The sequence below is a fragment of the Pantoea sp. C8B4 genome, assembly GCF_051336905.1.
GTDB lineage: Bacteria > Pseudomonadota > Gammaproteobacteria > Enterobacterales > Enterobacteriaceae > Pantoea > Pantoea rwandensis_B.
Genome location: NZ_JBGMNK010000022.1, coordinates 1 through 15098, shown reverse-complemented (window position 1 = coordinate 15098; position 15098 = coordinate 1). Strand labels below are relative to the sequence as shown.

Genomic DNA, 15098 nt, shown 5'->3' with positions numbered 1-15098 from the left:
AACAGGCTTCTATCAACAACTCTTTTTGCGTTTTCAAAAAAAAACGCTGACCGGAGTCAGCGTTTTTTATCAGCACTTTCAGGCAACCTGATGGGGCGGGTGCGTGATGTCACCACGGCCGCTTAACAGGCCATCAATCGAAACATCTTCGTCCAGTGCGTCCCAGTGGATCCCACGGGGAGACAGTTCATAGTCATTCAGCTGTTCGGCAGACGCGTTGCAAAGTCGGGGAAACCAGGACAGCGGCACACCGATTATTCGCTCGTCTGACAGTTCGACCCACATGATGCGGTCATCGAACCGAACTTCCTTAGCTGAAATAGTCATTCCAGGCCTCCAGAAGCAGGGGTTGGTTTAGCTTTATCAGTATTAGCAGTTCTTTTACTGTCCGGGAATCAAATCCGTCATTACGCGCCAGTTTCACAATAGGTTCCAGCCAGAACTTTGCTTCAGTGCCGGCCTTTATCACATGAATGTGAGCAGGTTCGCGCGGATTGCCTTCGTTGGAATAGAAAAAGAACCGAAAACCGTTCAGCCTAAGTATGACAGGCATCGTCAGTAACCTTTAAGGGATTTGGTGAAATTAACTGCAGCAGTAAGAGGCAGCAGCGGTTCAGAGAGCGCCTGCGGCATGTTTTGCGATACCGTAACCGTGTCCGAGGAACGGTATGTCATCATCCCAGTCCCCTGCAGGTTGCGACTGTGACGCAGGCTGCTGCGGAGCGGATTGAGGAGCACTGTGACGCTGCGATCCCCGTTTTTGGTTTCGCTGATCCCTGCCGCCTTTCGGCTGCGGAGCGGAGGAAGGCTGTGACGCCGGCTGCTGTGGCTGGCCCCAGCCACCGCTGTGTTGTGGTTGATCGCTGTTCTGTTGACGTCCCCCTAACATCTGCAGGGTGCCGCCCACGTTCACAACCACTTCCGTTGAGTATTTGTCCTGCCCGCTCTGGTCCTGCCATTTGCGGGTGCGCAGCTGTCCCTCGATATACACCTGAGAACCTTTGCGAAGGTATTCACCGGCAAGTTCTGCAAGCTTGCCAAACAGCACTACGCGATGCCATTCAGTGACTTCCCGGTTTTCACCGGTTTGCTTATCGCGCCATGACTCTGACGTTGCCAGTGAAAGGTTAGCGACCGCGCCGCCGTTAGGCATATAGCGGATTTCAGGATCCAGTCCGAGATTGCCGACCAGAATAACTTTGTTTACGCCGCGAGAGGACATAAGCATGCTCCTTCAGGGAAAGGCCTGCTCAGAAGAGAGCAGGCTTTGGTGAACAATCAGAATGAGTTTTCAGCGTAGGCTTGCTGCTGAGAGGCGGCATTCTGCGTCGGATGGGGTTCAGCGCGTTCAGTCTTGAAGACCATGTCCTGGCCTATCTTGATCCAGTCCACCTTAATCAGGCGGGCTTTCAGGCTGACACGACTTTCACCGGCGTGCTCACCATTTTTCAGCTGAAAAATGTCGGTTGACGGGTTACTCAGTACAAAGCCAATCAGCACTTTCTTGTCTTCATCCACCGCCTTCTGACAGCGGTTAATGAGACTGCTGGCTTCTTTGCCGGCAACCGTGACGTCGAAACGCACGTAAGAAGGGCTGTCGGCCGGACCTGACAGTGCGTTGATCACGCAGCTGATAAAGGTGCCGGACTGAGCATTGACCTGCCGCACGTTGCTGAGATAGCCCAGTCCGTTGATGGTCAGGTTGAAGTAGTCTTTTGATTTACCGGTGTTGCTGGCATTTGAAGTGTTGTTTACAGACATGATGTTTTCTCCATGGAGGTCAAAAAAGGTTCGACGGAGAAAACTTCTGCCCGGACGGGAGAAGAATTCCCGTCGGGGAGTCAGAATCAGCTAAATTCTGACTGTCTTGATAGTTGAATGAACCTTCATCGCCAGGCAGTAGGAGCCGTAATTGACGATATCTGCTTCCAAAGGCGAGCAGATTTACCACACTGATGTGTTCTCCCTTGCAGGCTACAGGAGTGTTATGTTCAGCCACCCGAAGGCGATTCTCTCAGGCCAGGAATCATTGGTGGTCGTCAGAGACGACAGGTAAGCCCGTTCATTTTTAAGCCAAAAATCGCGGCTGTCAACCTTTCTGACTCGTCAGATTGAGACTTGCCGGCGCGGAAGGCGGCGCTTTTCGACCCCGGCCTGCCCCCCGGGTTTTACCCGCCGCCTGACGACGGTTTTTACGGTTTGCCTCACCAATGATCCCCTTACAGTCCGGATACTTCATGCAGCCCCAGAAATTGCCCTGTTTGTTCTTGCACAGCCGGGTCGGGCCACCGCAAATCGGGCAGACAGGGCCGGTCAGCGCCGTGACGTTGAAGGCAGTCGCCCGCCCTTTTTCGATAAGATGCCGGGTCCACTGGCACTGCTTTTGCATAAAATAGCTGAGCTCACTTTTCCCCTGGGCGATATCATCCAGCGCCTGCTCCCAGAGGGCCGTCATGCCGGGGCTGGTCAGTGTTTCAGGCAGTGCGGCGATGAGCTCGTGCGCCATCTGAGTGGACAGGATGAACTTCCCCTTTCTCTCCAGGAAGCCCCGCTTAAACAGCGTTTCCAGCACGCCGCTGCGCGTCGCTTCCGTCCCCAGCCCGGCATTCTCACGCAGCACTTTCCCTAGCTGGGGATCTGTGACCAGGCTTGCCGCGTTTTTCATGGCCGCTATCAGCGTGCCTTCGGTATGGTGCGGCGGCGCTTTGGTCATATAATCTTTAACGACCGCACCGGTAACCGTGCAGGCAGCGCCCTGCTCAAGCGCAGGCAGTTGCGCGGACGACGCTTTATCACCGTCAGCCTCCTCCAACTGCTCTGCGGTAAAGAGTGATTTCCAGCCGGCGTGGATCATCACGCGCCCCCGCGTGCGGAAAAGCTGATTGCCGATGTTGAAGGTGGCATCCGTCACATCGGTTTCCTGCAGCGGCATAAACTGTGACAGATAGTGCAGCCGGATAAGCGAATAGACTTTGAGCTCTTTTGCATTCAGTTTTGCTATTTCGAACGGCTGCCGCGTGGGAATAATCGCATGGTGCGCCGTAATTTTTTTGTCGTTCCAGACGCGCGAGTTGAATGCAGTATCAAGTTGCGCAATCTCGGCGCTGATTGTCGGGTCCGAGCGCTGTATCCCATCCAGCACGGCGCTGGTCTCCGCCCGCATCGAAAGCGGGAGATAGCCGCAGTCGGTACGTGGGTAGGTCGTCGTTTTGTGTTTTTCATACAGTGACTGGGCGATAGACAGGACCTCATTAGCCCCAAAGCCCCATTTGCGGTTGCAGGCCTCCTGAAGATCGCCAAGAGAAAAACAGAGCGGTGCCGGGGTTTTATCGCGCTTTTTCTCAACGGAAATCACGCTGCCGGATCCGGCTTTCTGGCAGAGCTGCCCGACAGCCTGTGCAACCTGCTGATTCACGCAGCGATTTTCACTGTCGCAATATTGCCCCGCCGCAACCCATTCGGCTTCAAAGGCAATTCCGTCCTTTTCCAGCTGTGCCCTGACCTTCCACCACGGCTGTGGCGTAAAGCCGGCAATTTCATGATCCCGATTAACCACAATGGCGAGCGTGGGCGTCTGAACTCGTCCAACGGAATACACCTCTGATACGCCGGCTTCACCGGCTTTCACGGTATAAAACCGGGTCAGATTCATCCCGATAAGCCAGTCAGCCCGCGCACGACCGATACCGGCCTGGTAGAGTTTTTCGGTTTTTTCACCCGGCAACATTTCATTCAGCGCTGTTTTAATGCTCGCTTCGTCAAGCGCGGAAAGCCACAGCCGGCGCACGGCACCGCTGTAGTGGCAGTATTCCATCAACTCACGTGCAATCACCTCACCTTCCCGATCGGCATCGGTTGCAATGACCACTTCACTGGCCTGCTTCAGCAGTTTTCTGATGACGCCAAACTGATCGGCAGTGTCTTTCTTGACGGTCATCTGCCAGCGATCCGGAATAACGGGCATCGCGCTGAAAAAGGCAGAGTCATCAACTGTGAGCCCGTATTCTTCAGAGATGTGACCAAATTTAAGTTCGACCTGCACGCCCGGATCGCTACTGCCACCGCTGTATTCAAGCGCATGTATCCGCTCTCTAAGGTAGAAGAGCTGACCGGGTAAGCCGTTCTGAAACTCCAGAAACAAACCTTCCTGCGAACTGATAACCAGCCTGACCGACATGGTCTGATGGTATGTATCGTGAAACAGCTGCGCGAGCGCGTTACTGTCGAAAGTAAACATAGGATCACCTGCTGAAACAGCGGGACCTGCCTCCTTCCGGAGAGCAAATCCCGGGAGGGTTGGTAAATGCGTCAGTCGTTGTGCTGTTGGGCAAGCCAGAGCTCAATACCTGATATCGCTTCCCACTCTTCAGTGGTGACCTGCTTGCCGGGTCCGGACGTTTTAACCAGCAGCAGGTGTTCAACCGCGCTAGGTATCACGAAAGATGCCGGAATGTCTTCGGGTGCTTTGGTAAACATATCCATGTTCCACGCCAGCCATCGCTGTGCGAAACGCCAGCTTTGCGGGCAGGAACTGGTTATGTGATAGCCGCCGGGGCATATGTTATGCAGAAGAACCAGCACGATGCGCACGAATAAATCCTGTCTGCATCGCTGACTCTCAACCTTACGGTACGGTTGAAAATTATCCGAAAGCGTCTGCCTGAGGTAGAACGGATTGCAGCAGTAGCCTGCACTGTCCTTATGGTTGAACGTAACCGAACCTTCATCATCAAACAGCTCAGAAGCACGGTTCATCTCAAAACCCAGCGGCTTATATGGCCGGAGCTGAGCGGGAAGAAGCCAGAAGGCTTCTTTCACCACCTCGGTAAATCGGGACCACTGTTCCGCCTTTATGGACGCCCCCTGGACCAGCTGGTAAACGCCCGGAATGACCAGTGAATCAATTGAGGTCTGTGTCATGGTAAATCTCCAGTTCAGAGGGGATTTACCGCCCGCAGGGACGTAAATCCCCGATGGGTTAAAGTTGAGGTGTTAGCGTTTGTCGGTTTTAAGTGCCTCAAGTGTGAACTCAAGCTCTGAAACCAGACCCCAGTCTGCCGTTGTGAAAGATCGTTCACCGCCAGACACGCTTCTGATAAGCAACTCATCAGCCGCGCCGGTGATAAACCCATGCGTGCTGAAAGGCTGAGGCGCAGCATGATCTAAAATCAGCTCATGCCGTATTGCCCATCGAACAGGTAGAGACCAGCTGACGCCGCCGGCTGATGAGGTTATTTCGTAACAGCCCTCACAATGTTGATACAGCAGGATCAGCACTATTCGTGTGAAGAAATCGATGGGTTGCCCCTCTGTATCAATACGCAAACCGGCGCTTAAATCCTGAGTCAACATCACGCCTCTGGATACGTAATTCCCTTCGTCTTTTCCGGCGAAAGCAAATATCTCCAGAGAAGGGAACATCATGGACGCGCGTTGCATACGCATACCATTCGTGGGCGAACATGGACGAAGATGTACCGGCAGCAGCCAGAATGCTTCTGTGACTGCCAGGGTAAAACTGTGCCACTGGCTCGGGGATATCCATCCGATCTGCTTCACGTTATAGGTGACGTGCTGAGGCGGTACGGAGATGGGTGTCATGATAAATCCTCATGTAAACGGGATTTATCCCCCTGATGGGGAATAAATCCCCACAGGGTAAAGTCAGATTAGAAAGACTCTAATCGCGCAATTTCAAGATCGCCACGGCCGTCGTGATGACCACTGAAAGAAATACGTTTATGCAAATCCGGGTCAAGTCTGACACTCATAGCCCGTATTGATCTGACCATGTCAGCACAACATGAAGTTAGATATCGACCCTGTGCCCTGCCAAATTCGAGGCCATAAATAACAACGAACTGAACGGCCATATAATACGGTGGCTCATTGTTGTTCCGCACCTCCTCATCAAGGTCATCTAAACCAAGTGATTGGTAAGCCAGGGCCGTAAGCATTTCGCTTTCAAATTCCGCTAACTGCAGCAGGTCGGCTACGTTAGATGAAATAGTCATCTTTCATTCTCCTCACTGATATGCGAAACGCAATCTTGCCATCTGATCCGCCAGCTTCAGTGCAAAGCGGCGAGCCTGACGGTGGGAGCGAAACACTTCCACCGGTTGCTTCAGGGAACCAAAACGGTGATTACCGTAAAAGGTGCCGGAACGGGTAAGTATGCCGGACGTCCATTTTCCTGAGGGTAACTGATGGACTTGCACCTTAAAGCTCAGTGAGCCGGCGCGGTTCGTTATCCATTCATCTTTACTGTTGCCGTCTGCGACACGATCCCACAGGGATATAGCCGCAGCGGAAGCCGCAGAAAAAAGGCCTTTTATGGAAAAGGAAGATGGTAATAAAAGGGTTTGCATGGTGTTTCTCCGGTTAGTGGGGGAAACACCTGCCCAGTCGGGAAGATGTTTCCCGGTGGGCATTCGCAAAGCGAATGTATGGCTGAGGCGACTGTGCCGTTACTTCTGAGCAGTGAATACCCGGAAGGTCGCAGAGTCAGACGCGGCAAGCTGAGCGGATTTCGCAGCAGCATTGTAAGTGAAGTGCTTACCGTGCCGGCTGAAAATGAATTCATCACCCGGCTGACCGTTAATCACCGTTCTTGCCATAACAATGGCGTGATAACGATGATCGTCGAACCAGACGCGGGAACAGAACTCATAATGACCTGAAGGTGAAGACAGCCACGATGTTCTCCTGAGTGCTGCCGTGATATGAGGGTATTCAGACGCAACTCGGGTTGCAGCTGAAATAACCATATCGAAAGGCATACGCAGCTCAGTCAGGAACGAGTGAGTTATTGACATATTTTCTCCTGAAGAACAGAGAAACATTTACCCTGTCGGGAATGTTTCCCCGAAGAGCGAAGGCCGAAGCCGGATAGTTGAATGAACCTTCATCGCCAGGCAGTAGGAGCCGTGTTTGACGATATCTGCTTCCAAAGGCGAGCAGATGTACCACACTAATGTGTTCTCCCTTTCAGGCTACAGGAGTGTTAATGCAGCTACCCGAAGGCGGTCATCTCAAGCCACTGACCATTAGTGGTTGTCCGAAGACAACGTAAGAAGCATTTTAATAATAGCGCCGCTTTGAAGAGAATTACAAGCCCCCCTTATTAACCGGTTTCGTCAACGCGGTTATAAACACGCGCAACATAATCTCCGCGCCCGTCACCGTGTCCAAGATCCATCGACACTAAAGCCTCCGCCTCTTTTCGGCTCATTCCATTTTCAAGGTAATGATTTACGGCGTCCTGAGAATAAGCGTACCTGAGACTGTGCGGCGCATGTATTTCCGTCATTCCACTTTCACGTAATACATTATGATAGCGGTCAAGCGCCTGGTGAAGCGTTGGCTTGTCGATTAACTTACCATTATTATCATACACATAACGAACGGCCTCATTTAATAAAGCGATAACCCTGTCTCTTTCAAATATCGTTGCATCACGGGGACGTCCTCCTTTAGAGCCGAATACCACGCGAACATTACTTTCACCGGCAAGCAAACTTTTTCGCCACGTATTGAGTGACTTTGCTGACTGAACAGTTTCTTCTGCCCTGAGACCGATATATCTTGCCAGCTGAATGCCTAAAGCGATCCCACGATCTTTTTCTGATACGGTCGATATAATTTCTTTAAAACGTTCATCAGAAATGGCGACTTTAGTCCCTTCCCTGCTGGCACCAGAAATATTCAGAGCCTGATTGCTCAGTTTTTCATGTGCAGGATTAGCCAGAACGTTACGTCCCCCCTGAAAAAGGATTGAACGTAATGCGGCCATTTCATTTTGCAACGTTCTGGAGGATATATTTTCAACCTGACGGCTTCGGATATAGTTTTCGATATGTTTGGTCTTAATATGGCTTACGTCCCGAATCTGAATATTAAGGATTGCCAGTCGCTCCGAAAAGCGGCTGGCAATCTTTGAACGATCAGAAACTGTTTTAAAACTTCCTCCGCCCTGACGTGCGAGCGTCACGAGCTGCTTACTTAATTTTCCAGCCACTGTATACCTCCTTCAGAATCCACAGGTGTTGGCCCACAAAACCAACAGCTGTATGACTCTGACTCTGTACATCTCTTCCCCGATGACACGGTTGCTTTTGCGCTTCCTGCGTCTCGACTGGTATCTGTGCATCGGGGCGGCGAAATGTTGAGTTCTTGCGAGGCTCCCCAGGTCTCTGACCTGTTTGCGGCTTACGCCGTGCTGACGTTAGTCAGTCTGCCTCCGTACACCAGTTTCCTGATGTCGCCATCGATACCGAGTCGATCATTCTCCTTCTAATAAAACGCCCTTAACGGGTTGTTCGTTAACGTCGCGTCATGGTTGATAAATAGCCAGTTGAGCACCTGAAAACACGCAATACGTGCACGTCAGATTGTACCGGCCTGCTGAAAACCGCACTGTGCGTGGGTTTGGTCGTTATGCGCTGCGCGCGTCACTTTGTTCTCGTTTCACTCGAACCAAAGTGACGCCGCGCAGCTTCATGCTCCTAATGCATCTTCCGCAAGCGCCCAAATGTTCCAAATGGGCTTATGCGTCATTGCAAAAGTCGTATGCAGCTCAGGGCGTATCCCTGAAAAATTTATAACGGAAGTGAAGTAAAGCATCGTTGTGGATGCTTTATCTGAGGGCAAGAGGCGTAAAGAAGCCCTGCGTTGGTATGTTTAAGAAACCCCCATCGTCGCGTCGTAGGTGCGCATTATTGACGATATCTGCTTCCAGGAGCGAGCAGATGTACCACACTGGTGTGTTCTCCCTTTCAGGCTACAGGAGTGTTTTAAGCAGCTGCCCGAAGGCGGTCCTCTCAAGCTATTGGACCATTGGTGGGTCGCCAGTTGGCGACGTAGTGCATTTGAACGATATCAATACTACAGCACCGATGTCAAAACAGATCTAATATTTACGTTGAAATCCGGATTCATGTTAATAATTTAAAGGAGAAAAAAATGGACAACATAAGCAATGCCACCTTTCTGACTTTAACTGTCACCATATTTATAGCAGCAGTTAACTTTTTCTTTGGAATTCATGGAAGGTTAAAAAAATTTTCGAATGAAAGAATATCTGTCTACAAGGAAATATCCTCACTAGAGGATAGCAATGGACAATTTTCAGATACTAAAGAAGTTGCAAAGCAGAAACTCAAGTCACAAGTGCTTTTTGAATTGACAAAATTGAGAGATACCAAGCTTGCTTCTTTAATGCTACATATCCTGAAGAAGAACTCTGACATAGACATTAAAAAAGAAACTTCTGTCAGAACAGTAGTTGACTGTTTAGATCAAGAAGTGACAGTTATAAACTCTTCAATTACAAAAACAACTCTATCTCTTAGCCGACCTAGATTCTGTAAAAAAAGAAACAAAGGTGCCTTACAAGTTTCCTTATATATAACCTTATCAATCATATTTTCTCAAGCAGCATTTTCATTCTCAGAATCAAGAGAGCAATTACCAATGGCATTAGCAACAGGATTAATATCCTTGTTTATGATCTTTCTGTATGCACTATGTCTAATAAAATACCCTATACTGGGTAGCTTCAATCATTATAACAACATCATAATAAATCTAGAAAATTAAAAATCCCTTAGTGGGTGGGTACTAAAACCCACTCCACTCTTAATAATTACCGCCCAAATATTTCCCTTGAACCCTATAACAATAATTTAATCCAACAACCTCTGGATAACACCTGAAAATATATTAAAGATGGAGCTAGTCAAATTTATAAAAAATTATGAGCTTAGCCGCTAAATTGGAGATTTATGAATATGAAAGCGATACTGAGATGACCTGTTCCCCATTGATCTCACAGATTGCTGTTAGTACTGTACGCTGCTTTTTAACAGCTGCCGTTTTTTCTGCTTCGCAGATATGCTTTTCCTGCGCCTCTGCCCAGTGCAGCATCGCCTTCACGGAAAATTCCAGCGCTGCGGTTCCAAACTGCAAAACAATGTCTGGCAGAGTCAGTAATGCTGTAGTCGGTACAGAAGCGCTGTCATATTTCATTTCAAGCCAGCTGCGTCAATTGGATGTACAGAACTTTGCGTCACATTTTACAGGCTGCATACCTTTTGCCACTGCGGGTAGATGCCTGGCGCTATTGAAGTCTTCAACGATGTTGTGTTCATGATCGCCCTCCCCTTTTGCACATTACAGCCACAATTTCCGGAGGCGTGATACCCGCAAATACCATTTTTTCTTACTGCGTGAGCAGATGGCCAATGGCCTTCGGCTTGAAGCGTTCGGTATTCAGAATGTACAGACCGGTGTGATCGAGCGTTGCAGGGATAAGCCCGTGACAGAAAGGCAATTTGCCACCCGGGCTGAGAATATCGAGCGTGACGCGGCGATTTTTCAAGTGCGTCAGGCGCAGATGAACCGGAAACACCCCACTCTCCTCACGATCAGTTACCGATTGCAAATTAAGCTTTTAGCCTGAATCTGTTGCCATAATTTTCTGCGTCAGCATTAGCCACCCGATGGTCTGAAAGACTTGGGACAGGAGACGTTAGGCTTGGTGCGAAGCATGGCAGCGCGGCCCGAAGGGCGACGCCAGATGTCAGTATCATGTAGTGAAAAGGAACTGGACCTTATTGCGCCCAACATTGAGGAGACATACGGCTCCGCTGCCGCTGCTATTTTTGCATCTTGCACTCTACGCGGGGGGTTATCCACAATTTGGGTGTACAGCTATCCGCAAACCCTGTGGACAGTTTGACGCACGACAGGGGAGCAAGGTGGCAGGAGCAACTGTTCGCTTAGCAACCAATCAGCCAGTCTCTGGCGCTGAGCGTTTTATCCAGCTGAATATTGAAAATAACTCATTATTCTTCAGGGGCATTGTCGAGAGTGAGACGATTCAACATGGATACAGACTTGTCATTGAATTACGCCTCATTAATACTGTACATATAAACAGTGTTATTGGAGGGCGATTTATGTGTTGTACCTTGTTTTTTTCTGCCGCTGAGACGGCATCGTTTAAAGAGCTGCTGTCGTGAAACCCGCAACCTACAGCTCTGGCCTGACACTCCTCTGGCCACCTATATTTACGCCTCGCGTTCGCGTGCCGCTGTTTGCGGACACCTGCGCGGCGGGTTTCCCCTCCCCTGCTCAGGATTACGTTGAGTCCGAGCTTGATCTGAATGAATTATGCATACGTCGGCGCGCCTCAACATTTTTCGTTCGTGCCAGCGGCAGCAGCATGCAGGAGCTGGGCCTTTATGACGGTGACGTCATGGTTGTGGATCGGGCTGAGGAGGCTTCCCACGGGGATATCGTCATTGCTGAGGTTAACGGCGAATTCACGGTTAAACGCCTGCAGCTGCATCCTCGTCTCGCCCTGCTGCCCATGAATCCGGCCTACTCAATTATTTATCCGGAAGAGCTGCAGCTGCTTGGCGTCGTAACCTGGTTCTTCAACAGCACGCGTGCCCGCCGGAGGTAACCATGCCCATGTTTGGCCTGGCAGACGTTAATTCCTTTTACGCAAGCTGCGAATCGCTGTTTCGACCCGATCTGCGCGGTAAACCCGTTGTGGTGCTCAGTAACAATGATGGCTGCGTTATCGCACGCTCCGCAGATGCTAAGGCGCTGGGAATAAAAATGGGCGCGCCCTGGTTTCAGATAAAAAATGAAGGATATCCCGTCCAAATTCATGTGTTTAGTTCAAATTATGCCCTGTAGTAAGTTAAGTGGAATGCAACATTGATTGAGTAAACTTTGATCAGCAGAACTGCTGTCAGAGGTAAACACAATGCTGATTTCACCGAATGAACACAGCCTGTTGCTGGCTGAACGCTGGCTTAAACTGTTATCCGATCTGGGCCGGGCGCAGGCCACGCTCACCGCCTACCGCAATGCCCTCAGCCATTATTTTGCGTTCTGTAGTCAGAACAGAATTGAACCTGAAAAGGCCCGGTTTGAAGATCTGGCCGCCTACATCAGCCCTCAGTTACCCGGTATGCCCTTTCCCGTGGCCAGCGCCACACTCCAGCTGCGCCTGTCGGCGATCCGTCTCTGGTATGACTTTCTGATGTACCAGGATCTCTGTCTGGTGAATCCGCTGCCCCGCTCCGGTACGCCTGGCATGCTGAGTTCTGGCAGAGGGCTGGTTCCCCGCGTCGTGAAACTGCCACGGATCCCTGACGATGCGCAGTGGCATGCTTTTCTTTTTCATGCTGCCTCATCCCCGCTTCGTGACCGCCTGATGCTGGCATTAACCTACTACGGTGCGCTGCGGCGATCTGAAATTACCTCATTGCGTGTCGACGACCTCGACTTTGCTCACCGGCTTATCCGTATCCGGGCAGAAACCACCAAGAGCCGGCGTGAACGCATCGTCTGCTACAGCCCGGCCGTGGCGCCCGTGCTGGCGGCCCATCTTTTGCAGATGAAACGGGAAGGGATCGCCAGAGGTGCCCTGTTCCGTTCTGAGTCCGACCGCAATCAGGGCGCGCCGCTTTCATTCTGGACCTGGAGCAAAACGGTACGGAACTGGGCACTGATGTCAGGGCTACCGGACATATCAACGCATACCTTTCGGCACCTGCGTCTCACACATCTGGCCCGCGCGGGCTGGAAGCTGCACGAGCTGGCTAGCTATGCGGGACACCGCGATCCAGGAACTACCCAGATTTATATCCACCTTTCAGGAAAAGACCTGGCCGCCAGGATGGCGGGTGCGATAGAAACGGCAGATATCAGAATGGCGAACCTCATCTTCAGCCCGGAGAAATAGCATGGGACAAATTACACCTATCGGGAACAGCTGGTGTCCCTTCAACCCCGCTAAGTACCGGCTTGGGAATTCACTGAACACGGCTGAACGGGCGGCGCTTGCCAGCTCTCACCGCCGGTCCAAAATCCTCAGGATGGATCCTGCTCCAGATCTAATCAGGCCGCTTACAGATATTGCCGCCGCAAGCGGGTGCAGCAAAAAAATCGTCGGTCTGGTTATGGCAGGGTTGCTGCGTGAGATGCATTTATCCGGCCAGCCCTGCTGGTGCTGGTCGCAGGAACGATGGCAGACGCTTTGTCTGGAAGTCAGTATAGGCCGTCCCTTGATGACCGACTTTGCCTGGCATATGGGAGGTCTGCATGAGCCGCTCAGCCTTCCTGATATCCGTAAACCCGCCCTCTATGCCTGCGCCATCTTCGGCCAGACCTTTTACTATCAGGAACTGCACAGGCTGACCGATACCCTGACGTCGCTGGGTTATGCTTCGGGCAGCCAGAAGGAGCACTTGTCAGGCTTACTGGCAACACTGATGATCATGAACAGGGATCCACGGCTTGAGACGTTTAAGCCTGAACTGCTCTGGAAGGCACAGAACAGCATCGATAACGCTACATCCCGTTACGTCGGCCGGGTGTCACACGGGCTCGCTGCGCTGGGCATTATCAGCGCTCCGATGAGGATGCGAAACTATACGAAGTGGTATGAAAAGCCAGTCGAAGGAATAGATCCCGCCTGGGTGCACTGGTGTCGACGCTGGCGGGAAACATCTGTACTCAGACCGCGTAGCCGTGAAAACCAGTACAGTTTTATTCTGCGCTGCGGCCTCTGGCTGGCAAGGGAGCATCCGCTGGTGCGGGAACCGGCAGACTGGACGTTGGAAATCTGCGCCAGCTTCATCGCTGCAGTAGGCCGGTTGAACGTGGATGAGCTTCAGCTGGGTACGGAAAGAGGTGTCAGGAAGTCGGTGCGTTCCGGCGAACCTATGATGCCCCACTCCCGCGCAGGAATCATTTACGCTCTTCGTCGTTTTATGATTGATTATGAAAACTGGGGCTGGGGAAGACTTCACTTCAGCCCTGCCCGTCACCTTTCGACACCCGACACTGCCCTGTTCCGCCGCGGGGTCAATCCATGGGTTATCGACGACCCGGTCTGGCTGAAGCTCATCTGGGCCAGCCTGAATCTGCGTCAGGAAGACCTGCTGACTGAAATCCATTATCCGCTGGCCATGCTGCAGGCGATGGCCGTTATCTGGACCCATGCCGGGCTGAGGAAAAACGAGCTACTGCGTCTCACAACAGGCTGTATTACGCCGCAGGCAGATGAAATTGTGAAAGATGACGGCAGCGTCATACCTCCCGGGACCCTGTGCTACCTGCGTATCCCCGCAGGGAAGACTTCAAAAGCCTATGTTAAACCCGTGGCGGCCGTGGTGAAAAAATATGTCGATATCTGGCTGGCCGAACGACCGACAGAACAGGCCATGCTGGCCGATGAGCGGACCAGTGAGAAAGTCCGGTTTCTGTTTCAATACCGGGGGAAACCCTCCTGCAGCGCTATCATAAACCGCACGCTGATACCGATGCTGTGTGCAAGAGCCGGCGTCCCCGTCGAGGACAGCGGTGGCACAATAACCAGTCACCGGGGGCGGGCCTCAGCAGTAACCGCGCTGGCGAGCGTTCCGCAGGGGATGTCGCTGTACGAACTGATGCAGTGGACCGGGCACTCAACGCCCCAGTCCACCATGCACTATCTTCGCATCCGCCCGACTCAGCTGGCTGCCTCGTTCGTAAAAGCTGACAGGGTTGCTCACATGATCAGCGTGCTGATCGACCACGATCCGGAAGCCGCCAGCCTGACCGGCGCCGCGACGTACTATGATTTGGGCGATTCCTACTGCACCAACCCCTTTTGGAGCAGCTGTCAGCACCGGATGGCCTGTATCGGTTGCGATTTTAATTTGCTGAAACAGAGCGCGCGCGGACTGGTACTGGAAAGCAAAGTCTCTGTCAGACGTTACCTTGAGGAAGTGCCGCTCACACCTGATGAGAGAGCCATAGTGGAGCAGGACGCAGAGAAAATTGAACAGGCTCTTAAAAGGTTGCCCCTTAAACCCGAAGAGTAAACGGCCCGCTTTGTGCCAACAGCGGAAGTTGTTAACATTCTGCTCTGTGTCAATCAACGGGAGCAGTTCAAAGTGTAGTTTTGATGCGAATGAATATGTTAGGTTATACAAATCTCACTATGAGTTATTTAGTACAACTGACCTGCCCCCAGTATTAGATACAACCTTCAGTTAGTAATGTCGGTTGATTTTTCTTCATGCCTCCCGTTTCGC

General features: G+C 51.6%; 18 protein-coding genes and 1 pseudogene. 6 read left to right on the top strand and 13 right to left on the bottom strand.

The genetic code is table 11. The annotated features are described in order from the left end of the window. Nucleotides 1-78: 78 nt before the first annotated feature. The 11 genes from ACCW76_RS19545 to ACCW76_RS19495 all read right to left on the bottom strand — a co-directional run bounded on the left by ACCW76_RS19545 (nucleotide 79) and on the right by ACCW76_RS19495 (nucleotide 8017). The gene (locus ACCW76_RS19545; protein ID WP_224934840.1) at nucleotides 79-327 is read right to left on the bottom strand and encodes a DUF2442 domain-containing protein; all 249 of its coding nucleotides are present in this window, start codon (nucleotides 325-327) and stop codon (nucleotides 79-81) included. Next, a complete protein-coding gene (locus ACCW76_RS19540) occupies nucleotides 311-553 on the bottom strand; it encodes a DUF4160 domain-containing protein (protein ID WP_436339842.1) in 243 nt (80 codons plus the stop codon). The genes ACCW76_RS19545 and ACCW76_RS19540 overlap by 17 nt, the downstream gene beginning before the upstream one ends. Before the next feature lie 60 nt (nucleotides 554-613). Next, entirely contained in the window at nucleotides 614-1222 is a 609-nt protein-coding gene (locus ACCW76_RS19535) for a single-stranded DNA-binding protein (protein ID WP_436339841.1), read from the bottom strand. Between the two features lie 56 nt (nucleotides 1223-1278). After that, nucleotides 1279-1761: an STY4534 family ICE replication protein gene (locus tag ACCW76_RS19530; protein WP_400459755.1), complete on the bottom strand. Its 483-nt coding sequence runs from the start codon at nucleotides 1759-1761 to the stop codon at nucleotides 1279-1281. A gap of 328 nt (nucleotides 1762-2089) precedes the next feature. Then, a complete protein-coding gene (locus tag ACCW76_RS19525) occupies nucleotides 2090-4237 on the bottom strand; it encodes a DNA topoisomerase III (RefSeq protein WP_436339840.1) in 2148 nt (715 codons plus the stop codon). Between the two features lie 71 nt (nucleotides 4238-4308). Continuing rightward, nucleotides 4309-4920: a hypothetical protein gene (locus ACCW76_RS19520; protein WP_436339838.1), complete on the bottom strand. Its 612-nt coding sequence runs from the start codon at nucleotides 4918-4920 to the stop codon at nucleotides 4309-4311. Between the two features lie 72 nt (nucleotides 4921-4992). Next, a complete protein-coding gene (locus tag ACCW76_RS19515; RefSeq protein ID WP_436339837.1) occupies nucleotides 4993-5601 on the bottom strand; it encodes a hypothetical protein in 609 nt (202 codons plus the stop codon). 68 nt (nucleotides 5602-5669) lie between these two features. Continuing rightward, nucleotides 5670-6014: a hypothetical protein gene (locus ACCW76_RS19510; RefSeq protein WP_436339836.1), complete on the bottom strand. Its 345-nt coding sequence runs from the start codon at nucleotides 6012-6014 to the stop codon at nucleotides 5670-5672. A 12-nt stretch (nucleotides 6015-6026) separates the two neighbouring features. Then, nucleotides 6027-6368, bottom strand: a complete 342-nt coding sequence (locus ACCW76_RS19505; RefSeq protein WP_436339835.1) for a hypothetical protein — start codon at nucleotides 6366-6368, stop codon at nucleotides 6027-6029. A gap of 99 nt (nucleotides 6369-6467) precedes the next feature. After that, nucleotides 6468-6815, bottom strand: coding sequence for a hypothetical protein (locus ACCW76_RS19500; RefSeq protein ID WP_436339834.1), 348 nt, complete (start codon nucleotides 6813-6815; stop codon nucleotides 6468-6470). A 308-nt stretch (nucleotides 6816-7123) separates the two neighbouring features. Further along, nucleotides 7124-8017 carry an integrase domain-containing protein gene (locus ACCW76_RS19495; protein ID WP_436339833.1) on the bottom strand — a complete coding sequence of 298 codons (894 nt, stop codon included), beginning with the start codon at nucleotides 8015-8017 and terminating at the stop codon, nucleotides 7124-7126. Between the two features lie 944 nt (nucleotides 8018-8961). On the opposite strand from ACCW76_RS19495, the gene ACCW76_RS19490 reads away from it, so the two are divergent. Beyond that, nucleotides 8962-9597 carry a hypothetical protein gene (locus ACCW76_RS19490; protein ID WP_436339832.1) on the top strand — a complete coding sequence of 212 codons (636 nt, stop codon included), beginning with the start codon at nucleotides 8962-8964 and terminating at the stop codon, nucleotides 9595-9597. 183 nt (nucleotides 9598-9780) lie between these two features. Here the strand turns inward: ACCW76_RS19490 and ACCW76_RS19485 are convergent, their stop codons facing one another. Both ACCW76_RS19485 and ACCW76_RS19480 read right to left on the bottom strand, forming a co-directional pair. Continuing rightward, nucleotides 9781-10026: a hypothetical protein gene (locus tag ACCW76_RS19485; RefSeq protein ID WP_436339831.1), complete on the bottom strand. Its 246-nt coding sequence runs from the start codon at nucleotides 10024-10026 to the stop codon at nucleotides 9781-9783. 193 nt (nucleotides 10027-10219) lie between these two features. Beyond that, nucleotides 10220-10441, bottom strand: coding sequence for a conjugation system SOS inhibitor PsiB family protein (locus ACCW76_RS19480; RefSeq protein ID WP_436339829.1), 222 nt, complete (start codon nucleotides 10439-10441; stop codon nucleotides 10220-10222). Between the two features lie 316 nt (nucleotides 10442-10757). On the opposite strand from ACCW76_RS19480, the gene ACCW76_RS19475 reads away from it, so the two are divergent. The 5 genes and pseudogenes from ACCW76_RS19475 to ACCW76_RS19455 all read left to right on the top strand — a co-directional run bounded on the left by ACCW76_RS19475 (nucleotide 10758) and on the right by ACCW76_RS19455 (nucleotide 14885). Then, nucleotides 10758-11021 carry a hypothetical protein gene (locus ACCW76_RS19475; RefSeq protein ID WP_436339827.1) on the top strand — a complete coding sequence of 88 codons (264 nt, stop codon included), beginning with the start codon at nucleotides 10758-10760 and terminating at the stop codon, nucleotides 11019-11021. Then, on the top strand, nucleotides 11018-11467 hold the full coding sequence (gene umuD / locus ACCW76_RS19470; protein ID WP_436339825.1) for a translesion error-prone DNA polymerase V autoproteolytic subunit: 450 nt from the start codon (nucleotides 11018-11020) through the stop codon (nucleotides 11465-11467). The genes ACCW76_RS19475 and umuD overlap by 4 nt, the downstream gene beginning before the upstream one ends. A gap of 8 nt (nucleotides 11468-11475) precedes the next feature. Further along, a pseudogene (locus tag ACCW76_RS19465) lies at nucleotides 11476-11703 on the top strand (DNA polymerase V subunit UmuC); the annotation flags it as partial. Between the two features lie 73 nt (nucleotides 11704-11776). Next, nucleotides 11777-12760: a tyrosine-type recombinase/integrase gene (locus ACCW76_RS19460; RefSeq protein ID WP_436339824.1), complete on the top strand. Its 984-nt coding sequence runs from the start codon at nucleotides 11777-11779 to the stop codon at nucleotides 12758-12760. 1 nt (nucleotide 12761) lies between these two features. Then, entirely contained in the window at nucleotides 12762-14885 is a 2124-nt protein-coding gene (locus tag ACCW76_RS19455; RefSeq protein WP_436339823.1) for a tyrosine-type recombinase/integrase, read from the top strand. Nucleotides 14886-15098: the final 213 nt, after the last annotated feature.